Source organism: Streptomyces sp. NPDC001410 (assembly GCF_042895235.1).
Lineage (GTDB): Bacteria > Actinomycetota > Actinomycetes > Streptomycetales > Streptomycetaceae > Streptomyces.
Genome location: NZ_JBIAWE010000007.1, coordinates 352,814 through 374,201, shown reverse-complemented (window position 1 = coordinate 374,201; position 21,388 = coordinate 352,814). Strand labels below are relative to the sequence as shown.

The 21,388-nt window shown below is 70.7% G+C and carries 19 protein-coding genes; 10 read left to right on the top strand and 9 right to left on the bottom strand.

Annotated elements, in window-relative coordinates; all coding sequences use genetic code 11:
- Positions 1-153 precede the first annotated feature (153 nt).
- Positions 154-942 carry an aldose 1-epimerase gene (locus ACFY3C_RS17975; protein ID WP_386573025.1) on the bottom strand — a complete coding sequence of 263 codons (789 nt, stop codon included), beginning with the start codon at positions 940-942 and terminating at the stop codon, positions 154-156.
- 72 nt (positions 943-1,014) lie between these two features.
- On the opposite strand from ACFY3C_RS17975, the gene ACFY3C_RS17970 reads away from it, so the two are divergent.
- Positions 1,015-1,380 (top strand): YciI family protein, encoded by a 366-nt coding sequence (locus tag ACFY3C_RS17970; RefSeq protein WP_386573137.1) that lies wholly within the window; start codon positions 1,015-1,017, stop codon positions 1,378-1,380.
- Between the two features lie 119 nt (positions 1,381-1,499).
- On the opposite strand, the gene ACFY3C_RS17965 is transcribed toward ACFY3C_RS17970, so the two are convergent.
- From ACFY3C_RS17965 to ACFY3C_RS17955, 3 genes are all read right to left on the bottom strand, one after another.
- Positions 1,500-2,291, bottom strand: coding sequence for an SRPBCC family protein (locus ACFY3C_RS17965; RefSeq protein ID WP_390771399.1), 792 nt, complete (start codon positions 2,289-2,291; stop codon positions 1,500-1,502).
- 58 nt (positions 2,292-2,349) lie between these two features.
- A complete protein-coding gene (locus tag ACFY3C_RS17960; RefSeq protein ID WP_390771398.1) occupies positions 2,350-3,990 on the bottom strand; it encodes a polyamine aminopropyltransferase in 1,641 nt (546 codons plus the stop codon).
- A 110-nt stretch (positions 3,991-4,100) separates the two neighbouring features.
- Entirely contained in the window at positions 4,101-4,625 is a 525-nt protein-coding gene (locus ACFY3C_RS17955) for a DUF2617 family protein (RefSeq protein WP_390771397.1), read from the bottom strand.
- A 794-nt stretch (positions 4,626-5,419) separates the two neighbouring features.
- Between ACFY3C_RS17955 and ACFY3C_RS17950 the strand changes: the two genes are divergently transcribed.
- Positions 5,420-6,613 (top strand): pyridoxal phosphate-dependent aminotransferase, encoded by a 1,194-nt coding sequence (locus ACFY3C_RS17950; RefSeq protein ID WP_390771396.1) that lies wholly within the window; start codon positions 5,420-5,422, stop codon positions 6,611-6,613.
- 42 nt (positions 6,614-6,655) lie between these two features.
- Here ACFY3C_RS17950 and ACFY3C_RS17945 read toward each other — a convergent pair whose 3' ends face one another.
- Complete coding sequence (locus ACFY3C_RS17945; protein ID WP_386573018.1) at positions 6,656-7,186, bottom strand: YbjN domain-containing protein; 531 nt, start codon at positions 7,184-7,186, stop codon at positions 6,656-6,658.
- Between the two features lie 184 nt (positions 7,187-7,370).
- Here ACFY3C_RS17945 and ACFY3C_RS17940 point away from each other — a divergent pair, with 184 nt between their 5' ends.
- Complete coding sequence (locus tag ACFY3C_RS17940) at positions 7,371-7,796, top strand: hypothetical protein (RefSeq protein ID WP_390771395.1); 426 nt, start codon at positions 7,371-7,373, stop codon at positions 7,794-7,796.
- 88 nt (positions 7,797-7,884) lie between these two features.
- Here ACFY3C_RS17940 and clpB read toward each other — a convergent pair whose 3' ends face one another.
- A complete protein-coding gene (gene clpB, locus ACFY3C_RS17935) occupies positions 7,885-10,482 on the bottom strand; it encodes an ATP-dependent chaperone ClpB (protein ID WP_390771394.1) in 2,598 nt (865 codons plus the stop codon).
- 173 nt (positions 10,483-10,655) lie between these two features.
- Here clpB and ACFY3C_RS17930 point away from each other — a divergent pair, with 173 nt between their 5' ends.
- Positions 10,656-11,069, top strand: coding sequence for a pyridoxamine 5'-phosphate oxidase family protein (locus ACFY3C_RS17930; RefSeq protein WP_390771393.1), 414 nt, complete (start codon positions 10,656-10,658; stop codon positions 11,067-11,069).
- Positions 11,070-11,224: 155 nt separating this feature from the next.
- On the opposite strand, the gene ACFY3C_RS17925 is transcribed toward ACFY3C_RS17930, so the two are convergent.
- The gene (locus ACFY3C_RS17925; protein ID WP_386573014.1) at positions 11,225-11,560 is read right to left on the bottom strand and encodes a hypothetical protein; all 336 of its coding nucleotides are present in this window, start codon (positions 11,558-11,560) and stop codon (positions 11,225-11,227) included.
- A 300-nt stretch (positions 11,561-11,860) separates the two neighbouring features.
- Between ACFY3C_RS17925 and ACFY3C_RS17920 the strand changes: the two genes are divergently transcribed.
- Genes ACFY3C_RS17920 through ACFY3C_RS17900 form a run of 5 tightly spaced genes read left to right on the top strand, consistent with a single transcriptional unit; the run spans position 11,861 to position 16,846 of the window.
- Entirely contained in the window at positions 11,861-12,871 is a 1,011-nt protein-coding gene (locus ACFY3C_RS17920; RefSeq protein WP_386573013.1) for a helix-turn-helix transcriptional regulator, read from the top strand.
- Positions 12,872-12,892: 21 nt separating this feature from the next.
- Positions 12,893-13,876: a LuxR C-terminal-related transcriptional regulator gene (locus ACFY3C_RS17915; RefSeq protein ID WP_390771392.1), complete on the top strand. Its 984-nt coding sequence runs from the start codon at positions 12,893-12,895 to the stop codon at positions 13,874-13,876.
- Entirely contained in the window at positions 13,873-14,868 is a 996-nt protein-coding gene (locus tag ACFY3C_RS17910; protein ID WP_390771391.1) for a LuxR C-terminal-related transcriptional regulator, read from the top strand. The genes ACFY3C_RS17915 and ACFY3C_RS17910 overlap by 4 nt, the downstream gene beginning before the upstream one ends.
- On the top strand, positions 14,865-15,869 hold the full coding sequence (locus ACFY3C_RS17905) for a helix-turn-helix transcriptional regulator (protein WP_390771390.1): 1,005 nt from the start codon (positions 14,865-14,867) through the stop codon (positions 15,867-15,869). Before ACFY3C_RS17910 ends, ACFY3C_RS17905 begins: the two co-directional genes overlap by 4 nt.
- Entirely contained in the window at positions 15,866-16,846 is a 981-nt protein-coding gene (locus ACFY3C_RS17900) for a LuxR C-terminal-related transcriptional regulator (RefSeq protein WP_390771389.1), read from the top strand. The genes ACFY3C_RS17905 and ACFY3C_RS17900 overlap by 4 nt, the downstream gene beginning before the upstream one ends.
- Here the strand turns inward: ACFY3C_RS17900 and ACFY3C_RS17895 are convergent.
- Positions 16,809-17,852: a LuxR C-terminal-related transcriptional regulator gene (locus tag ACFY3C_RS17895; protein ID WP_390771388.1), complete on the bottom strand. Its 1,044-nt coding sequence runs from the start codon at positions 17,850-17,852 to the stop codon at positions 16,809-16,811. The genes ACFY3C_RS17900 and ACFY3C_RS17895 overlap by 38 nt on opposite strands.
- A gap of 408 nt (positions 17,853-18,260) precedes the next feature.
- Positions 18,261-19,367 (bottom strand): sugar ABC transporter substrate-binding protein, encoded by a 1,107-nt coding sequence (locus ACFY3C_RS17890; RefSeq protein ID WP_386573136.1) that lies wholly within the window; start codon positions 19,365-19,367, stop codon positions 18,261-18,263.
- A gap of 295 nt (positions 19,368-19,662) precedes the next feature.
- Here ACFY3C_RS17890 and ACFY3C_RS17885 point away from each other — a divergent pair, with 295 nt between their 5' ends.
- Positions 19,663-21,360 (top strand): fibronectin type III domain-containing protein, encoded by a 1,698-nt coding sequence (locus ACFY3C_RS17885; RefSeq protein WP_390771387.1) that lies wholly within the window; start codon positions 19,663-19,665, stop codon positions 21,358-21,360.
- Positions 21,361-21,388: the final 28 nt, after the last annotated feature.

Here is a 21,388-nt window from a genome sequence, read left to right as displayed (position 1 = left end):
CGGGGCCTGGCACGCGCATCTGCGGCGTTGTCGTCACTAGCCGACGCTCCGCGTCGACTCCCTCCTCCGCCTTGCAGCTGCACGCACCAGACCCCGCTCAGGGTGATTACCAGGCGCCGTTGGCCGGAGTCGGCGTGGTCCGCCGGACAGACCCTAGAGGCGCCGCCAGCTCCAGGTGGTCGTCGCCTCCAGCGGCTCCAAGGGCGTGACCAGGCGGGGCAGCGTGTTCAGGCCGTTGGGCGGACCGGTCTGCGGCTCCACGCAGACGGCCTCCGCCTGCTCGTCGTAGACGACGACCCACTCCTCGCGGCTGGTCACCTTCAGCTCCAGCTGTCCGGGCCAGGTGAGGGTGACGTCGACACCACCGGGCATGCCGAAGCAGTCGTCCCAGGGGCCGGGCTTCGGGTCGATGCGGCTGCCGGTCGGCAGATGGTCGGCGCCGCGCTCCTCCTGCCAGGCGGGGGTGAAGTCCAGCGAGACGTCCTCACCGCCCAGGCTCCGGTGGAACCAGGGGTGCCAGCCGATCTGCGCCGGGAAGGAGTCGTCGTACGCCTCCACGGACATCGTCAGCGTCAGGCTGTCCTCGGTCAGCGTGACGACATGGGTGACACGGCCGCGGTGCGGCCAGGGGTCGGCCAGGTCGTGCGTGATGACGGCCTCGTGCGCGTCGACGCGGGCCGTGCGCCAGGCGCCGTCGCGCGCGGTGCCGTGGATGGCGTGCGGCGGCGAGTTCAGGGGCATCTGGCGGACGGTGGCGCCGTCCAGGAAGCGGCCCTCGCGGATCCGGCCGCACCAGGGCACCATCGGGAAGCAGCCGAAGCGCTCGCCCTGGCGCAGCAGCTCCACGCCGCCGATCCGGAGCCCACCGATACGGCCGCCGTTGCCGGGCCGCACGACCACTTCCGCGTCGCCCGCGGTCAGCGTGATGTCTTCGTTACTCACGGGACGACCCTACTGGGGCGATCAAGAGGGCGTGTGCCGTCCGCGCGGTGCCAGGGTGGGGACGTGAAGTACATGGTGCTGATGTACGCCGACCCGGCGGCGACCGAGGCCATGACCGCCGAGCAGCGCGCCGAGGTGTTCCGCAGGCACGAAGCGCTCCACGCGGATCTGGCGGACACCGGCGAGATGCTGAACGGCGCCGGGCTGGGCTACCCGAGGGACACGGCCACCCTGCGCCGGGCCGGGCAGGGGTCGGTGGCGGCGGACGGGCCGCTCACGGACACGACCGAGCAGCTCACCGCCTACTACGTCATCGAGTGCGCGAGCCCGGAGCGGGCGCGCGAGATCGCCGAGCGTGTCCTCGACTTCCATGTCGTGGCGGTCGAGGTACGGCCGATCCACGACTGGTTCGGCATGGGCGAGGCATCAGAGAGCTGATGCCCGGCGGGCGCCGGGTCCTGCCGTCAAACTCCCGTCGTCGCGCGGAGGGCGGCCCTGCGGCGTCAGGTGAGTGCGTGCATGGCGTCGCGGGGCAGACGGGAGTTTGACGACAGGGCCTAGTGACGCTTGCGCAGGGCGCGGCCCAGGACGATCGCCGAGGCCAGGGCCAGGGCCGCCGCGGGGGCCGCCCAGCGCAGGACCGGGTTCCCGGCGACGGTCTGGGGAGCCGGTACGGGGGCGTAGCGGCCACGCGGCGGGGCGTGGTCGACCTCCTCCGCGCTGCGGCCGATCATCGTGCGGCGCGCGTGCGCGGCCTCGGCGGGGGGCTCGCCCAGGTCGGCGAAGTCCTCGCTGATGCGGTCGTCGGGGGCCGGGGTCTCGTATGCCTCGGCCTCGGTGTCCTCGGTGTCCAGCGAGGGCGGGGGGACCTCGGTGTCGAAGATCGAGGTGTGTTCCGGCTCGGGCTCCGGCTCCGGTTCCTTCTCCTCCGGGGTCTGCGCCAGGCTCTCCACGAAACGGTTCAGCAGCCGGGTCACCGCCGAGGCGACCGCGTCCGCCGGCAGTTCCGCGATGCGGCCGGTCGCGTTCGCCGTGCCTTCGACCGTGACGGTGGTGCCGTCCTCGGTGCCGGTGAGGCGCAGGGTGAGGGCGATCTTGACGGCGCCGGTGCCGCGGGCCTCGGTGGCGTCGCCCTCGACGGCGTACATGCCGTTCTCGCGGGGCGTGACGCGGAGCGCTCCGCGGTAGGTGACGGAGTGCCCGCCCACGCGCAACTTCAGGCGTCCTGCCACGGGTTCGGCGCCGGCGTCCTGCTGGAGTCCGGGGACCGCCCGCGCCACCCGTGCGGGGTCGGCAAGGGCCTCTTTGAGCCGCTCGGCCGGAACCGGGACGAAGACCTGGTGCTCCATGTCGGACGAGCCTACCCAGGAGTGAGCGGAACGTACCCTCGTGTGAACAGGTGCCTCGTCAATAACGCGGATGCACCAGCGTCGACGCCGGCAGCCCCTCGATCCGCGTGCGGGCCGCCGCCCGCGCATCGGCCGTCAGCTCGGCCCGGGACAGGGTCCGTGGGTTCGGATCCCCCGGGCCCAAGGCCAGCCGAGGAGCCGAGCCGCCCGGCGCCGCCAGCAGGAACCCCCAGTCGTGCGGTGCCCGCGGCGCCCCCGCCGAGCGGTCCGGACCCGCCGGGAAGCCGGAGTCGTGGCCCAGGACGCGGTAGGGGGAGATGCCGAAGCCGGCTGCCCCAAGGGTCGACGCCACCGTCCAGAAGACGCGGGGGCGGGCCGTGACGGGGCCGGCGTGCACCGCCAGGCGGCCGCCGGGGGCCAGGACGCGGCGGGCCAGGTCGTAGAACTCCAGGGAGTACAGCTTGGTGCTGGCCGTGATGCCGGGGTCGGGCAGGTCCGCGATCACGACGTCGTACGCCGGCTGCCGCTCCCCGCGCAGCCAGTTGAGCGCGTCCGCGGTCGTGACACGGACGCGGGGGTCGTCGAAGGCGTGGCCGTTGAGGGCGGACAGGGCGGGGTCGCTGCGGGCGAGGCCGATCAGGCCGGGGTCGAGTTCTACGACGTCGACGCGGCGCACGCCGCCGTACCGCAGGACCTCGCGGGCGGCCAGGCCGTCACCGCCGCCGAGGATCAGCACGCGCGTGTGCGGGCCGCTCATCGCGGGGTGGACCAGCGCTTCGTGGTAGCGGCGTTCGTCGCGGCCGCCGACCCGCAGCCGGCCGTCCAGGAAGAGGTCGAGGGGGTGGCCGTGGGTGCCGCCGGCGAGGACGACCTCCTGGACGTTCGTCTGCAGGGCGACCCGGACGTCCTTGCCGTACACCGCGTGCCGGGCGGCGCGTTCGAACTCGTCGGCGAGGGCGGCGGCGGAGGCGAGGACGGCGAGGACGGCGAGGCCGACGAGCAGCAGGGTCCAGCGGGCGCGGCGGGTCAGGTCGCGGTGGAACAGGCCGAGGACCAGGGCGCCGCCCGCGACGACGTTGACGCTGCCGGTGAGCAGGGCGCCGGTCAACTGGCCCAGGAAGGGTAGGAGTAGGAAGGGGAAGGCGAGGCCGCCGACGAGTGCGCCGACGTAGTCCGCCGCGAACAGGTCGGCCACCGCGCCGCCCGCGTCCTGACGGCGGATGCGCTGGATCAGCTCCATCAGCAAGGGGACTTCGGCGCCGACGAGCAGGCCGATGGCGAGCGAGAAGGCGACCAGGAGACAGCGCGGGCCGTCGGCCCACACCCCGCCCCAGCCGCCGGTCCAGGCGAAGACGGCGTACAACGCCATCGCGCTGCAGCCGCCGACCAGGGCGAGGGCGGTCTCGATCGCGCCGAAGCCGGCGGCCGCGTGCCAGCGCAGCCGCTTGGCGGCGAGGGAGCCGATGCCCATCGCGAAGACCATCACGGACAGCACGACGGACGCCTGGGTGACCGTGTCGCCGATCAAGTACGAGGCGAAGGCGACGAGTTCGAGTTCGTACACCAGTCCGCAGGCCGCGCAGACGAAGACGCACACGAGGACCAGGAACCGCCCGGTGCCGGGCCGGACGGGGAGCCGTGCGGGGCCGGGCTGCCAGGGCGAGGTACCCGGGCGCGCGGGGGCGTGCGGTTCGATCACGTTGCGACGTTACGTCACATGCTCGGTACGCTTCGTCACCCACACGTGTGGAACTCGGGGCAGTTGACGCATTGCCGGTTTATGTCGGCCGAGAGCGTGTACGACGAGATCTAGCTCGAGTGGGCCACCGGCTCCCGTGACCCGACCCGGGTCCGAGTCGCCACCAACTGCCCGTCCTGCGGGTACGCGTGCCAGGTGCGCCAGTGCACCTGGCCCTGGTGGCGCTGGGCCAGCATCGCGGTGAAGGCGTGCGGGCTGCCGGGGAAGACACCGGCGAGGCCGTGCGGATGCTCGGAGACGAGGGCCAGCAACTCCTGGGCGCGGCCTGCGAACGAGCCCGGTGTGAGCACCTCGACGCGCGCCGCGAACTCGTACTCCCAGTCGCCGACCCGCTTGGCGACGCCCAGCGGCAGCGGGGTACTTGATCCGGGAATGCATGCGACCGTCTCCGAGCAAATGCCCCGCTCCTCCTCCAGGAGTACCTGGTGGGAAGCGCCCAGCAGTCTCAACTGCAGCTTTGCTCCCGCCAGTTCCAGATCGAGGGTGGCCAGGGCGGGCAGCGGCTCGCGCCCCAGGGCCCAGGCGAGATCGGCAGCGCGGGTATCGGTGTAGGAGGTGTTGAGGGTCGTGAGCATGGATCGGCTCCGCTAACGCGCAAAGAAGAGGGGGAGATCGGCCATGTCAGCCCGGTCAGCCCGGCCTGCCCGGCCGGGGAGGGGGGTCTGCAGGACGTCCACAGGACGTCCGCGGGGCTGCGCTGGTGATTTAGAGGGAATCATGAAGAGTGGCTCCGCCACAGCGTTTTTACCCAACTTCGTGGGGTTTCCATCCCTCAGAGGGCTCCACAGTTCAACTGTTCAACTACGGCGTGCGCCCCGCGCGCGGACAAAACGGTCGGGCGCCCGCGGAATACCTTCGTCCGACGGGCGCCCGGGGGCGGGGAAGCTCGGCTGCCCCGTGTCAGCCGCCTCCACCGCATCCGCCCCCGCCACAGGAGGAACCCCCACCGCAGGAAGAGCCCCCGCCACAGGAGGAGGAGCCCCCACCGCAGGAGTGGTGGCTGCCGTGATGGCCACCCGAGTGATGGCCGCCGGACGACGAACCGCCGCCCGCGTCACCGGCCCACCAACTGGCCCCCGCGCTGGACGACGACGAGCCGTACGCCCGGTTCCGCCCCCGTCCCTTGCGGAGCGACGGCCCGGCATGCCGCTTCCGACGGATCTTGCTCGCCAGGGTCAGCACAACCACGCCCACCGCCAGCATGGTGAGTTCGATCGCGGTGTCACTCATGGCGTCGCCCTCCTTCCGTTCCCCCGAAGCGGCCCCCGTGGACGCCTCGTCCTTGCCGCCCGTAGTGCGGTGACGGGGGGATGCCCGACCCTCTTGTGCCTCAAAGCAGAGTTGAGGAAGTCCAGAGCTTGGGCGCAGGATGGCCGGCATGACGTCCAGCGCGCGCCCGCACCTCAACCGCCGTCTCGCCGAGTTCGGGACGACGATCTTCGCGGAGATGTCCGCCCTCGCCGTGGCGACCGGGTCGATCAACCTGGGCCAGGGCTTTCCCGACACCGACGGCCCCGAGGAGGTCCGGGAGGCCGCCGTACGCGCACTGCGCGACGGGCGCGGCAACCAGTACCCGCCGGGCCCGGGCGTCCCCGAGCTGCGCACCGCGATCGCCGCGCACCAGCAGCGCCGCTACGGGCTGTCGTACGACCCCGACACCGAGGTACTGGTCACGGCGGGCGCGACGGAGGCGATCGCGGCCTCGCTGCTGGCGCTGCTGGAGCCGGGCGACGAGGTCGTGGCCCTGGAGCCGTACTACGACTCCTACGCTGCGAGCATCGCGATGGCGGGCGGCCGGCGGGTGCCGGTGACGCTGCGGCCGGCCTTCGACGAGGGGGCGCGTTTCCGGCTGGACCTGGACGAGCTGCGCGCCGCGGTCACGGACCGCACCCGGCTGCTGCTGATCAACACTCCGCACAACCCGACCGGTACGGTCCTCACGCGCGCGGAGCTGGCCGCGATCGCCGAGCTGGCGGTGGAGCGGGACCTGCTGGTGGTGACGGACGAGGTCTACGAGCACCTGGTCTTCGACGACGCCGAGCACCTGCCGCTGGCCGCGTTCCCCGGGATGCGCGAGCGGACGGTGACGATCGGCTCGGCGGGCAAGACCTTCTCCTTCACCGGCTGGAAGGTCGGCTGGGTGACGGCGGCGCCGGAGCTGGTGACCGCGGTCCGCTCGGCGAAGCAGTTCCTGACCTACGTCTCCTCCGGCCCCTTCCAGTACGCGGTGGCGGAGGCCCTGGCTCTGCCGGACACGTACTTCGAGGGGTTCCGCGCCGGCATGCTGGCCAAACGGGACATCCTGGCGGCCGGGCTGACGGAGGCAGGCTTCGAGGTCTTCAAGCCGGCCGGCACCTACTTCATCACGACCGACATCCGCCCCCTCGGCGAGAAGGACGGCTTCGCCTTCTGCCGCGCCCTGCCGGAGCGGGCGGGCGTGGTGGCCATCCCCAACGCGGTCTTCTACGACGACCGCGAGGCGGGAGCGCCCTTCGTGCGGTTCGCGTTCTGCAAGCGCGAGGAGGTCCTGCGGGAGGCGGCGGGGCGGCTTCGGGCCATGTGAGCCCTGTCCGGGGGCTGTCGCCCCCGGATCCGGCCGACTTGGTTACTCCCCGTCTTCCTCGGGCTTCTCCGCGTCGTCGATCTCCTGCTCCAGGCCCAGCTGCTCGACCAGCCACTTGTCGAACTCGATCGCGGCCCGCACCCAGCTGACCGTGGACGAGACCCAGTGGTTGATGTCGACGCCGGTGCCGATCAGCATCTGGGCCTCACCGATGAGGCGGACGGTGCCGTCGTCGTGGGTGTGCGTGTACACCTTGGGCCACAGCGTGCGGCGGTTCCAGTCGTCGATGGACTCCAGCAGCTGCGGCCGCTCGTCGATCTTGTGCGGGCGGTCGTAGAAGGTCCGCACCGAGAAGACCGCCTGTTCGGCCTCCCCGCGGAACATGAAGTACGTGCGGAACAGCTCCCACGGCGCCGCGAGGTCTCCCTCCTCGTCGACGACGTACTTCAGCTCCATCTGGTCCAGGAGCTGCTTCACGAGGTCCTGATCCGGAACGACGGGGCCGGCTGGTCCCTGGGACTGGGGTTCGGGCTGGCCCCCGAAGTTCGGAATCGAGGACGGGTCGATGCTCACCGTGATTTTCCCTTCATGCGGATTCCGTCATCCTCCCTCATGCGGGGAGGGGGGTGGCAAGCCCCGACGGGGCCTGTCAGCCCTCGGCTGACATGATCCGTCTGGTCGGGTGGAGGGTCGGCGGGCGATGGGGGCCGGTGTGGCGGCAAGAGGGTGGACCAGATGGGGGCTTTTCGCGCTGATCATGGCGCTTCCCGCCCTGGTCGTGGTGTGGCTGGTCGTGGTGGTGGTGCGGTTCGCGACCTCGGACTATCCGCTGGGCGGGGGCCCGGAGAAGGTGCCGTGCGCCGAGGCGCTGCACTTCGGCGGGGCGAAGCTGCCGAAGGGGGCGTACGACACCGAGTGCACCGTGCAGGCGTGGCAGGACACCTCCTACCACGCCGCCTTCCGGATGCCACGGACGGCGGTGCGCGACTGGCTGACGCACACCTACCCGAAGGGACCGGCGCCCGGCACGGAGCTCTGCGACGAGGGGGCGGACCTGTGCCTGAACCTGAACTCCCAGGAGCACGAGCCTCCGGCCGGCGTCGATGCGAACGCGGTCACCGTGAACGTGACGTACGAGGGCCCGGACACCGCGCGGGTGCGCTTCTCGGCTTTTACCGTGTGACGCCCACCCGCCGACCGCCGAAACGCGACGGCCCCTTCCTCCGGCCACCGGAAGGTGAGCGGAGGAAGGGGCCGTACTCCGACGCGTCCTACAGCGTCTTGCCCGTCGCCGGTCCCACGATCAGCCCCTCGCCGAAGCGGTCCACGCGGACCGTGTCGCCGTCCTTGACCTCACCGGAGAGGATCTCCTTGGCGAGGCGGTCGCCGATGGCGGTCTGGACGAGACGGCGCAGCGGGCGGGCGCCGTAGGCCGGGTCGTTGCCCTCGTCCGCCAGCCAGGCCAGGGCCTCGGGGGTGATGTCCAGGCTGAGCCGGCGTTCGGCCAGCCGCTTGGCCAGGCGGTCGATCTGCAGCCGGGCGATCCGGGCCAGCTCGTCCTTGTTCAGGGCCGAGAAGACCACCAGGTCGTCGAGCCGGTTGAGGAACTCCGGCTTGAAGGAGGTCCGTACGACCTCCAGGACCTGCTCCTTCTTCTCCGCCTCGCCGAGCACCGGGTCGACCAGGTACTGACTGCCCAGGTTGGAGGTGAGCACCAGGATGGTGTTGCGGAAGTCGACCGTGCGGCCCTGACCGTCCGTCAGGCGGCCGTCGTCCAGCACCTGCAGGAGGATGTCGAAGACCTCGGGGTGAGCCTTCTCCACCTCGTCCAGCAGCACGACGGTGTAGGGGCGGCGGCGGACGGCCTCGGTGAGCTGGCCGCCCTCCTCGTAGCCGACGTACCCGGGGGGCGCGCCGACCAGGCGGGCCACGCTGTGCTTCTCGCTGTACTCCGACATGTCGATGCGGACCATGGCCCGCTCGTCGTCGAAGAGGAAGTCGGCGAGCGCCTTGGCGAGTTCGGTCTTGCCGACGCCGGTCGGGCCGAGGAAGAGGAAGGATCCGGTGGGCCGGTCGGGGTCGGCGATGCCGGCGCGGGAGCGTCGTACGGCGTCGCTGACCGCGCGGACGGCCTCGCTCTGCCCGATCAGCCGCTTGCCGATCTCCTCCTCCATGCGCAGCAGCTTCTGCGTCTCGCCCTCCAGCAGGCGGCCTGCCGGGATGCCGGTCCAGGCGGCGACGACGTCGGCGATCTCGTCGGAGCCGACCTCCTCCTTGACCATCGTGCCCTTGGCGACCTCCTCCTCGGCCTCCGAGGCCTCCTCCAGCTCCTTCTCCAGCTGCGGGATCTCGCCGTACAGCAGCTTGGCCGCGGTGTCGAAGTCGCCGTCGCGCTGGGCGCGTTCGGCCTGGCCGCGCAGGTCGTCGAGGCGCTCCTTCAGCTCACCGACCCGGTTGAGGGACTGCTTCTCCTTCTCCCAGCGGGCGGTGAGGCCGCGCAGCTCCTCCTCCTTGTCGGCGAGGTCGCGGCGCAGCTTCTCCAGGCGTTCGCGGGAGGCCGGGTCGGTCTCCTTGGCGATCGCCAGCTCCTCCATCTTCAACCGGTCGACGGAGCGCTGGAGTTCGTCGATCTCGACGGGGGACGAGTCGATCTCCATGCGCAGGCGGGAGGCCGCCTCGTCGACCAGGTCGATGGCCTTGTCGGGGAGGAAGCGGGAGGTGATGTAGCGGTCGGAGAGGGTGGCAGCGGCCACCAGCGCGCTGTCCGCGATCTGCACCTTGTGATGGGCCTCGTACCGGCCCTTCAGGCCGCGCAGGATGGCGATGGTGTCCTCGACGGTCGGTTCCGCCACCAGCACCTGCTGGAAGCGGCGCTCCAGGGCGGCGTCCTTCTCGATCCGCTCCCGGTACTCGTCGAGGGTGGTCGCGCCGACCATGCGCAGCTCGCCGCGGGCCAGCATCGGCTTGAGCATGTTGCCCGCGTCCATGGCGGAGTCCCCGCCGGCGCCGGCGCCCACGACGGTGTGCAGCTCGTCGATGAACGTGATGATCTGCCCGTCGGAGTCCTTGATCTCGGCGAGCACGGACTTCAGCCGCTCCTCGAACTCGCCGCGGTACTTGGCGCCGGCCACCATCGCGCCGAGGTCGAGGGAGACCAGCTGCTTGTCCTTCAGCGACTCGGGGACGTCCCCCTTCACGATCCGCTGGGCGAGGCCCTCGACCACGGCGGTCTTGCCGACGCCGGGCTCGCCGATGAGGACGGGGTTGTTCTTCGTACGACGCGACAGCACCTGCACGACCCGGCGGATCTCCTGGTCCCGCCCGATGACCGGGTCGAGCCGGCCCTCGCGGGCGGCGGCGGTGAAGTCGGTGCCGAACTTCTCCAGGGCCTTGTACTGGCCCTCGGGGTCGGCGGTGGTCACGCGGCGTCCCCCCCTGGCCTTCCGAAAGGCCTCTTCCAGCTTCTTTGCGTCCGCCCCTTGCCCCTGGAGCACCTCACCGGCCGCGCCGCCCTTCGCGGCGATGCCGATCAGCAGGTGCTCGGTGGACAGGTACTCGTCACCGAGTGCCTTCGCCCGCTCGGCGGCGTCCGCGAGGACCGCGAGCAGCTCACGATTGGGCTGCGGGGGCGCCACGGTGGAGCCGGTCACGCTGGGCAGCGAGGCGAGCACCCGCTCGGCCCCGGAGCGTACCGCCACCTGGTCGGCCTCCACGGCGGCCAGCAGGTCGGTGATGTTCTCGTTGTCCTGCCCCGCGAGAAGCGCGAGGAGGAGGTGGGCAGGCGTGAGGTCCGCATGCCCCTCGGTAACGGCCCGGTTGCTGGCCGCGTTGATCGCGTCCCGGCTCCTGTTGGTCAGCTCGGCGTCCACGTTCGCGTTCTCCTCCTCGGCGTCGGCTCGCAGGCCGTGTCTCCGCTGTCACTCTCCCACTGCTGACTTAATCAGCGTACACAAAGTTGAGTCTATTCCACTCAAGGTGCGGGATGCGGTGCGGGATGTGACTCCCTTGGGGATTGCAGCTTCCTGCAATTAGGTTTCGATCCATGCCCACCTACTCCCAGGACCCGGCCACGCCGGACGAGCCGTATCTCGCCTTCTGGCGGGAACGGCACCTGTGCACCCTGACCACGCTGCGTCCCGACGGCAGCCCGCACGTGGTGCCGGTCGGGGTGACCTACGACCCCGAGGCGCGGCTGGCCAGGGTGATCACGAACAAGACGAGCGCGAAGGTGTCCCACGTCCTCGCGGCCGGACCCGAGGGCGCCCGGGTCGCCGTGTGCCAGGTGGACGGCCGGCGCTGGGCCACGCTGGAGGGCCGGGCGCATGTGCACACCGAGCCGGAGCGGGTGGCCGAGGCGGAGCGGCGGTACGCCGAGCGGTACCACCGGGAGCCCGGGGAGAACCCCTCCCGGGTGGTGATCGAGATCGAGTTGGAGCGGGCGCTGGGGAGGGGCTGAGGCGAGGCGGTCAACCGGTCGGTTTCAGCCACCTGGGATCGCTCCCATAGCCCGAAATGTCGGCACAAACTGCAGCGGCGTCACCGTGTTCAGGTCACGGTGACGCCGCTGCGGGGGGAAGTACCTGAGCGATCTTTTACGACGGGGGAATCGCGTCAGGCACTGCGGGGGGTGGCCGAAATAGTCCTCAAGTCCACGACCTCCGGTTCTGCCAGCCGATGGTCGCGTTGGTCCAGGTTCACAAAGATCATGCCGTACCGGATGGCACACCGGACCGGCTGCGGCGCCCCGCGGGGCTTGCGCAGACACCGGTACGCCCGTACGTCCTCTTCCTCGTCACGGGTGACGACGACCGGCTCTCCGAACACGGTCACCATCAGCGAGTCACCGCTGTGGGGGATGGCGGTGACCAGGTCGATGAAGTGCCAGCCCGAGCGGTAGGCGGTGGCCATTTCACGTCGGAAGGAGCGGTCGTCCGGTGGAGTGGTCACGTCAGCTCCAGACCGTGTCGTCCGGGAAGGCTGGAGCGGCATCCGTAGCGACCTGACCCGAGTCGGTCTTGACAACAGACCAGACGGTGTCCGCTCGCGCGTCACCCTTCGCGCCAGAGAGGCCACTCAGCGATCCGAAGGCCACAACGGCGGAGAAGGCGGCGACAAGTATCGAGCGAAGCATTCTCTTTCGCATAGTCGGCTTCGTCCTCACTTGAAAGTCCCCTCTTCCCCCGTCGAACAAGACGATGGCTCATTCGGGCACGTCATGGCCACACATTCAGTGCATCATGTTCCTGCATGTTCAGGACCCTGGGGGGTGGAGATTTGGTGACGAATCGCATTAAAGAGACACATCCCCATGCCTTGACCGATCTGTGCGAGGCGGGGAGCCGTCTCTACGCGAACGCGCTGCGCACAGGCCGTATCCCCCGCGCGGACGCGGAGGTCGCCCCGTGTCTGGTGGAGTTCGACCTCCTCCATCCCGATCCTGACGATCCGAACTGGCTGCGTCCCGTCCCCGCGTCGGTCGCCCTGGCCCAGCGGCTCAACCCCCTCGAGCGCGAAATCACCGAGCGCAGGAAGCTGTCAACCGAACTTGCCGAGGCGTTCGAGCCGTTCATGGACCTCAGCGCCCAGACGACGACGTCCGCGCACGCCGTCACCGTGCTGGAGGGTCTCGACCGGATCAACGCGGCACTCGACCTGGCCACGGCCCAGTGCCAGAGCGAAGTCCTCACGGTCCAGCCCAGCGCCCGTCACCCCGAGCGCAGACTCATCGAAGGGCTCGAACGTGACAAGCCGCTGATCGACCGAGGTGTCCGGATCCGGACCCTCTACCAGCACACCGCCAGGTACAGCCCCGAGCGACTCGCCTACGTGGACCAGTTCGCCAACGGCAAAGTGGAGTACCGCACCATCGACGAACTGGTGGAGCGGCTCATCATCTGCGACGAGACCGTGGCGTTCATCCCCATCCGGGACGACCGTCAGGTGGCCCTGGAACTCCGTCACCCCGGCCTGGTGGGCTACCTGATCAAGGTGTTCGAGTTCATGTGGAACCGGGCGGTACCGCTGAGCGCCGGCGCGCCCTACGAGACCGCCCCCGACGGAATCACCGACATCCAGCACTCCATCGCCAAGCTCCTGGTCGAGGGCCATGTCGACGAGGCCATCGCCCGCCGCCTGGGCATGAACGTCCGCACCTGCCGCGCCCACATCGCCAAGCTCGCCCAGGCCCTGGGCAGCGGCAGCAGGGCCCAGCTCGGATTCCTCATAGCCCAGTCCGGAATCCTGAAGCAGGAGCCCTGAACCACACGGGGAGAGCCATCCTTGACCGCAACAGCGCACGACCACGGACCGGAGGAACTGTGCGAGGCGGGTCTGCAGCTCTACACCCGCGCGCTGCGTGAGGGCCAGGTCCCGGCCGGCGACGCCGACGCGCTGCCCTGTCTCATCGACGCGGGACTTCTGCAGCCGGACGTGACGGACCCGCGGCGGCTGCGACCGGTGGCACCCGCCGTCGCCCTCCCCCGGCTGCTGCGCACCGTGGACGAGGACATCGCCCACCGGCGCCGGCAGGGCGCGCGGCTCGCCGAGGCGCTGGAACCGCTCCTCGTCCTCGCGGCACCGGATCCGGCCCCGGCGGAGGTCGCGGGCATCCGGATGCTGAGCGGACTCGACCGGATCAACGTCGCCATCTCCGAGGCCATGGAGCGCGTCTGCGGGGAGATCCTCGCCATCCAGCCCCACAGTCGCGGGAACGACGCCGTACGGAACGCCTCCCTGATCCGCGACCAGGCGCTGCTGGACCGCGGCGGCCGTATCCGCACCCTCTACCAACACACCCAGCGCCACGTGCCGAGGGTCGCCTCCCGCTACGAGCAGCTGCGCGGTGACGTGGAGGCCCGCACCCTGGACGAGGTCACCGAGCGGCTGCTCATCATCGACCGCCAGGTGGCCTTCATCCCTGCGAACAAGGACCGCACCCTCGCCCTGGAGATCCGCCACCCGGCGCTGCTCGACTACTTCGCGATCATCTTCGACCGCCTCTGGCACCTGGCCAGCCCCATGTACCCCGAGGTCGCCCAGCGCCCGTCCCTGAACGGCTTCACCCCGCGCCAGCGCGCCATCGCCCGGCTGCTGACCGAGGGCCACACCGACACCGTCATCGCGGACCGACTGGGCATGAACGTCCGCACCGCCCGCCTCCACATCGCCAAGCTCGCCGCCACCCTCGGCAGCCAGAGCCGGACCCAACTCGGCTACCTCATAGGGCAGTCGGGGATACTCGACCTGGAGGAGGAACACGAGTGAGCGCGGCAGCGCACCCTGAGCACGGCTTGGAGGAGCTGTGCCCGGCGGGGACGGCGCTGTACGAACGCGCCCTGCACGAGGGGCGGATCAGCGGCGCGGAGGCCGCGGCGGCGCCCTGCCTGCTGCGGTTCGGGCTGCTGCAGCCGACCGTCACGGACATGGATGTGCTGGAGCCCGTCGCCGCGGCCGTCGCCCTGCGGCAGCTGCTGCGCACCTCCGCGGAGCGCGTCGCCGAGGAACGGCGGCGCGAAACCCGCCTCGCCCAGGCCTTCGAGCCGTTGCTGCGGAGCGCCGGCCTCGCCGAGGCCTCCGGCGAGACGCCGACGCTTCGGGTGCACAGCGGCAACGACCGGATCAACCAGGCCATTTCCCACGTCATGGCGGACACCACGACCGAGTTCCTCGCGATCCACCCCCACCACACCGCGACCCGTACGCTGCCCGAGAACCTCGAACTCGCCTACGTCCGCGACCAGGCGCTGCTGGACCGCGGCGGACGCATTCGCACCCTCTACCAGCACACGCTGCGACACGCCCCCACCGTGCAGTCCCGCTACGAACGGCTGCACGGCGACGTGGAGGCGCGCACGCTGAACGAGGTCACCGAGCGGCTGCTCGTCTTCGACCGGGCCGTGGCCTTCATCCCCGCGAACAAGGAGCGCACGCTCGCCCTGGAGATCCGCCACCCGGCCATGGTCGACTACCTCGTCACGGTCTTCGACCGGCTCTGGCACCTGGCCACGCCCATGTACCCCGAGGTCGCCCAGCCGCCGGCGCAGGGCGACATCACCCCGCGCCAGCGCGCCATCGCCGCCCTTCTCGTCGAGGGCCACACCGACACGGCCATCGCGGACCGCCTCGGCATGAACGTCCGTACCGCCCGCCTCCACATCGCCAAGCTCGCCGCCACCCTCGGCAGCGAGAGCCGGGCCCAACTGGGCTATCTGATCGGCGAGTCGGGGATCCTGAAGCAGGAGGAGACATCGGAGTGAGCACGGCACCACACCGGGACCACGGAGCCGAAGAGCTGTGCGCCGCCGGGGTGAAGCTATACGAACAGGCCCTGCGCGACGGCTGGTTGTGCGCGCAGGAGGCCGTCGAGGCGCCCTGCCTCACCCGCTTCGGGCTGCTGCATCCGGCCCACGACGACCCCGTCCGCCTCGAACCCGTGGCCCCCGCCGCCGCCCTGATCCGGATGCTGCGCGGCTCCCGGGCCCGGATCGCGGACGAGTACCGGCGCGAGGACCGGCTGGTGGAGCAGTTCGAGCCGCTGATGCGGACGGACGGGCCGCGGGCCGCCGACACCGGAGCCGAATCCCCGCTGCTGCGGCTGCACAGCGGCACCCAGCGGATCAACCAGGCCCTCACCGAGGCCATGGAGCAGGCGCGCAAGGAGGTCCTGTGCATCCAGCCGCACACCGGCCTCGTCGGCCCGCGCGGCGAGGTCGCCCATGACGTCGCCTACCACCGCGACCAGCGGCTGCTCGACCGCGGGGGCCGTATCCGCACCCTCTTCCAGCACACGGTGGTCCATCTGCCGGCCGTGCACGCCTACAACGAGCGGCTCGTCGGCGACGTCGAGGGCCGCTGCCTGGACGAGCTGACCGACCGGCTCATCGTCATGGACCGCCAGGTGGCCTACCTCCCCGCGGACGACGACGGCACCCTCGCGCTGGAGGTCCGCCACCCCGCGCTGGTCGCGTACTTCGTGACCACCTTCGAGCGGCTGTGGCGGCTGGCCACGCCCATGTACCCGCAACCGGTCCGGCGCCCCACGCTGGGCGGCGTCACCCCGCGCCGGCGCGCCATCGCCCGGCTGCTGACCGAGGGCCACACCGACGCCGTCATCGCCGACCGCCTCGGCATGAACGTCCGCACCACCCGGGACCACATCGCCAAGCTCGCCGCGACCCTCGGCAGCCAGAGCCGGGCCCAACTCGGCTATCTGATAGCGACGTCCGGGATACTCGAGCTGGAGGAGGCGGTCCGGTGACCCACCTTGAGCACGGGATCGACGAGCTGTGCGACGCGGGCGCCGAGCTGTACGAGCGGGTCCTGCGGGCCGGCCACATCCGCACCGCGGACGCGGCGGACACCCCCTGTCTGACCGACCTCGGACTGCTGCACCCGTCCGTCGACGACCTCGGCCGGCTCGAACCCGTAGCCCCCGCCGCCCTGCTGAACCATCTGCTGCGCGGCTCCCGCGCCCGTATCGCCGAGGAACGCCGCCGCGAGGAGCGGCTGACGAAGCTGTTCGAGCCGCTGATGCGCGTCGCGCCCCGGCACGGGACGCACACCGACACCCCCACCCTGCGGATCCTCAGCGGAACGGAACGCATCAACGGCGCCATCAGCGACGCCATGGCCCAGGCGGCCGACGAAGTGCTCTGCATCCAGCCCAACGTGCACTACAACAGCGACCGCGGCCGGGTCGCGCAGGCGGTGGCCATGGACCGCGACCAGGCGCTGCTCGACCGGGGCGGCCGTATCCGCACCCTCTACCAGCACACCCAGCGCCATGTGCCGCTCGTCCTCGCCCGCTACGAGGAGCTGCGCGGGGAGGCGGAGGCGCGCACGCTGGACGAGCTGCCGGACCGGCTCATCGCCGTCGACCGCACGGTGGCGTTCATCCCGGCCGGCGACGACGGCCGGCTCGCCCTGGAGGTGCGCCACCCGGCCCTGCTCCGCTTCTTCGTGACCGCCTTCGACCGCCTCTGGCGGCTGGCCACCCCCATGTACCCCGAGGCCGTCCAGCGCCCCACGCTGGGCGGCGTCACCCCGCGCCAACGGGCCATCGCCGCTCTTCTCGTGGAGGGCCACACCGACGCCGTCATCGCCGACCGCCTCGGCATGAACGTCCGCACCGCCCGCGTCCACATCGCCAAACTCGCCACCACCCTCGGCAGCGACAGCCGCGCCCAGCTCGGCTACCTCATCGCACGCTCGGGGATCCTTGACCGGGAAGCGTGAGCGCGGCCGGCGGGCCGGGGTGCGGGGGGCCGTTCAGGCCGACCTGGGCGATGCGCACGCCCAGTTGGGTACGGCTGGCCGCGCCGAGGGTGTCCGACAGGCGGGCGATGTGGGCCCGGCAGGTGCGGACGCTTATGCCGAGCCGCTCGGCGATCACCGCGTCCTGGTGGCCCTCGGCGAGCAGTGCGGCGATGGAGCGCTCGCGGTGCGAGATGCCCTCGATGCCGGTGTCGGGGAGCGGAGCCGTCAGCGGCAGGGCGAGCCGCCACAGCCGCTCGAAGACGGTGACGAAGTACTCGACCAGCGCCGGGTGGCGCAGCTCCAGGGCCATCGTGCGCTCGGCGTTGGCGGGGATGAAGACGACGGTGCGGTCGAAGAGGATCAGCCGGTCGATGACCTCGTCCAGGGTGCGGGCCTCCACCGTGTCACCCATCAGCTCCAGGTAGTTGAGCAGCCCCTGCCCGTGCCGGGCCACATGCGTGTACAGGTCGCGCATGCGCACGCCCCGGCCGCGCAGCGCCAGCGCCCGGTGCAGTCCCTCGGTCAGCTCGGCCTCGCGCCGGATGCCGCCTGGTTGCACGGTGAGCACCTCGGTGGTGCACGCCTCGGTCGCCTCGTCCATCGCGGCCTGGATGCGGGACAGCCCGTCCAGCACGCGGATGGCGGTGCCCTCGCCCGGTGCCGCCGGCGCCTGCAGCTGCCGGCCCAGACCGGCGTACCGCTCGACCGCGGCCACCGCCGAACCCACCCGCTGCTGACTCTCCCTGACCTCGTCGTAGACCCCGCGCAGCAGCCGGGTCATGACCTCCTGCGGGGAGGTCGGCACCAGCCAGTCCATGTCGTCCGGATCGGGGTGCAGGAGGGCCAGCTCCAGCAGGCAGGGCACCTGTTCCGCGTCCGTGCGCGGCACCCGTCCCCGACGTACGGCCCGGGAATACACGCGATCCCCGACCTCGCACAGTCGGTCGGCACCGTGGGGATGCTTCTCCGTCCCGTGCCTGGCCATCGCCCATTCCACCCCCGGCTTGCTGCCTCTTCCGCAGCGCAACTATGCGCGGCCCGGACCGGGTCCGCAACACGGCTCCACGCACCACGGGAGGCGAAAACCGACGTTACGACCCGTTTTCAACCGGCCTCCGCCCGTCGCATTGCAACAAGATGATGGTGGTGGGTCGCACCCCACCGGGGCATCGTTGATCTCGCTTCCCCCGGGTGCAGCAGCACCCGGAGCGGTCCCGGTCGGGCTCCCCCCGTTCGGCCGGGACCGTCGTATCGCGCCCACGGGGGTGGCGCGATACGGGAGGGCCGCTCAGCACGTGACGCGGCGGACGCCGAGACCTTCCGGCGCCCGCCGCGTCACGTGCGAGCCCTCTGCCCCTGCCCGGCTCCGGGCCGAGGGGCTACCGCCCCGGGCCTACTTCAGGCCGATGGCCGCGCAGGCCGCCTTGTACTTGGGGGTGCAGATCTCGTCGATCGTGTAGATCCCGTCGGCGATGACCGTGTCCTTGATGCTGCTCTTGATCAGGGGGCTCACCTGGACCAGCTTGGACGGGATGGCCTTGGTGGTGGGGCTGTCCACCTTGTCCTGGGTGAGGGCGTCGAACTGGATGTCCTTGCCCTGCACCTTGGTGACGGCCATCTGGGCCGCGGCCTCGGCCTCGTCCGGGTAGGACTTGTAGACGCTCATGTACTGCTCGCCGGCGACGACCCGCTGCACCGCGTCCAGTTCGGCGTCCTGGCCGGTGATCGGGGGCAGGCTGGTGACACCGGCCGCCTTCAGCGCCTTGATGACACCGCCCGCCATGCCGTCGTTGGCGGCGTAGACCCCGGCGATGTTGTTCTTGCCGATCTTGCTGATCGCCTCGGTCATCTCGGCCTGGGCGTTCTCCGGCTTCCAGTCCGTGGTGTCGTAGGTCTCCGCGATCGTCACCTTGCCGTTCAGCTCGGACAGCGCGCCCTGCTTGAACTGCTTGGCGTTCGGGTCGGTGGGCGAGCCGTTCACCATGACGACCTTGTCGGAGGTGTCGACGTTCGAGCCCAGCGCCTCCAGCAGCGTGCGGCCCTGCACCTCGCCGACCAGCTCGTTGTCGAAGGAGATGTAGGCGTCGATGGGGCCCTCGGCCAGCCGGTCGTAGGCGATGACCGGGATGCCCGCGTCCTTGGCCTTCTTCACCTGGCCCGCGATGGCGTGCGAGTCGACCGCGTCGACCATGATGACGTCGACCTTGCTGTCGATCATCGTCTGCATCTGGCCGGCCTGCCGGGCGGCGTCCGCGTCGGCGTTGGCGTACTCGACCTTGCCCTTCTTGTCGGTCAGCTCCTCGACCTTGCTCTTGATGATCGGGTAGTCGAACTTGTCGTAGCGACTGTTCGCCTTCTCCGGCAGCAGCAGTCCGATGGTGACGTCGTCGCCCTTCGTGGGGCTCGCGCTCGCGCCGTCCCCCGTCGCGTCCAGCACGCCGCAGCCGGCAAGCGAAAGGGTCATCGTGGATGCAGCCACGGCTATGGCGATACGACGCATACGAGGGCTCACTTCAGGTGTGTTCCGGACGTGGGTGCTGCTTTAGACCCAGGTGTCCGAAAAGCCAACGCGGAGCCGCTACCCGGCGTCAAGCGGAACTACTTAACGAGTCCGCAACACCACGCTCCGCTGCACCTGTGAAGGAGGAACGGAATCACCTCCAAACACCCTTTACGGACCCTCCATCCAAACGGAGTTCATGGGAAGGTAAAGATCCGCACAACCATTGGCAATCCCCGCGAGTCGCGATCACCGGCGGCCGCGCGCCGTCTCTCCGACTCGAGCAGAGGACCGAATGAACCCAGCCAGACGTACGACAGCCACGACCGTCGTACTCTCCGCCGCCGGCGCCCTGCTGAGCGCGGTCACCACCACCGCCTCCGCCGCCACGAGTTGCGCGTCCCCGGTGTACACCCGGACGTTCTACGCGAACACCACCTTCTCCGGCACCCCGAAGAAAACGGACTGCGACTCCGTGATCTCCGAGAACTGGGGCACGGGCGCCCCGGCCACAGGCCTGCCCAAGGACAACTTCGGTGTGCGCTGGAGCGTGACGCGGGACTTCGGTTCCGGTGGGCCGTTCTCCCTGCCGGCCAGCACCCAGGACGGGGTGCGGGTGTACCTGGACGGCGTGCGCAAGGTGGACATCTGGAAGAACGTCTCGACCACCCGGAGCAAGTCCGTCGACGTCACGATCCCGTCCGGCAAGCACACCCTGCGCGTCGACTACGTCAACTGGACCGGCACCGCCAACGTCGCCTTCTCGTACCTGCCCCGGCTCTCGGCCGACGCCGACAAGGTCAAGCCCCTCGTCCCGACGGGGACTTCGGTTTCGTACGACACGGTGACCGGCAAGGCGAAGCTGAGCTGGAGCAGGAACAAGGAGATGGACCTCGCGGGGTACCGCGTCTACCGGCGCCTGAAGGGCACGTCGTTCGGCGCCAAGCCGCTCGCGACGACGACCTCCACCTCGTACACCGACGCCACCCTCCCGAAGACGGGCGAGACGTACTACTACGAGGTCCGCGCCTACGACCGGGTCGGCAACGAGTCGACGGGCACCGCGGACCAGGCGGTGACCACCGTCGACCTGGTGGCGCCCGACGCGCCGACCAATGTGAGCGCGGGGGGACATTTCGGTCCGACTGACAGTACGGGTGGGCTGAAGGTCGCCTGGGACCAGGTCGCGGGCGCGGTGTCGTACCGCGTCTTCCGGGCCGCGAGCGCGAACGGCACGTACACCGCGCTCGGCACCACGGACCAGCTGTCCTACCTGGACACCTCGGCCGCCGAGAAGGTCGTCTACTACTACCGTGTCTCGGCCGTCGACGCGGCGGGCAACGAGTCCGCCCAGTCCGAGACCCAGTACGGCAAGATCTGGGACAACGACCCGCCCGCCCTCGTCACCGGGCTGAGCGTCACCCCGACGGAGTACGGCTTCCATCTGAACTGGGACAAGAACCCGGCCACGGACCTGAAGTACTACGAGATCCACTGGGGCGAGCTGATGGGCGACCCGGGCGACCAGATCTGCTGGGGCGGCACGGCGGACTACGTCTCGCCCGACAGGACGTCCTACGACTACACCACGCTCCCGGACGGCGACGAGGTCTGCTTCTTCGTCGACGCCGTGGACGACCAGGGCAACTCCGCGATCAAGTGGAACGGCCCGACCGAGGCCGTGTCCGTCACCGAGCTGGACATGACGCCGAGTGAGCCGACGCCCGAGGGCTCGCCGGTCCGGCTGTCGGCGACCGCCGCGGAGGCGGGCGTCGCGCTGTCCTGGAACGCCGTGGCCGACGCCACCGGCTACCAGGTCTACCGCTGGAACCCGGACACCAAGGCGTACGAGAAGCTGGCGGCCACGACGGACACCTCCTACCAGGACACCGGCGCCGCCGGCGGCACCACCCACTTCTACCGGGTGACCGCCCTGCAGCCCGACGGCACCGAGTCCGCACCCGGCGCCGACTGGGCCTCCCTCGCGCCCTGAGCACCCTGAGCACGTGAAAGGGGCCCGG

Coding starts and splice junctions, on each gene's coding strand:
- ACFY3C_RS17970 (WP_386573137.1), top strand. CDS start 1,015: ATGGTGCTGATGTACGCCGACCCGGCGGCGACCGAGGCCATGACCGCC.
- ACFY3C_RS17965 (WP_390771399.1), bottom strand. CDS start 2,291: ATGGAGCACCAGGTCTTCGTCCCGGTTCCGGCCGAGCGGCTCAAAGAG.
- ACFY3C_RS17955 (WP_390771397.1), bottom strand. CDS start 4,625: ATGCTCACGACCCTCAACACCTCCTACACCGATACCCGCGCTGCCGAT.
- ACFY3C_RS17950 (WP_390771396.1), top strand. CDS start 5,420: ATGGCCGGCATGACGTCCAGCGCGCGCCCGCACCTCAACCGCCGTCTC.
- ACFY3C_RS17940 (WP_390771395.1), top strand. CDS start 7,371: ATGGCGCTTCCCGCCCTGGTCGTGGTGTGGCTGGTCGTGGTGGTGGTG.
- ACFY3C_RS17930 (WP_390771393.1), top strand. CDS start 10,656: ATGCCCACCTACTCCCAGGACCCGGCCACGCCGGACGAGCCGTATCTC.
- ACFY3C_RS17920 (WP_386573013.1), top strand. CDS start 11,861: ATGTTCAGGACCCTGGGGGGTGGAGATTTGGTGACGAATCGCATTAAA.
- ACFY3C_RS17895 (WP_390771388.1), bottom strand. CDS start 17,852: ATGGCCAGGCACGGGACGGAGAAGCATCCCCACGGTGCCGACCGACTG.
- ACFY3C_RS17890 (WP_386573136.1), bottom strand. CDS start 19,367: ATGCGTCGTATCGCCATAGCCGTGGCTGCATCCACGATGACCCTTTCG.
- ACFY3C_RS17885 (WP_390771387.1), top strand. CDS start 19,663: ATGAACCCAGCCAGACGTACGACAGCCACGACCGTCGTACTCTCCGCC.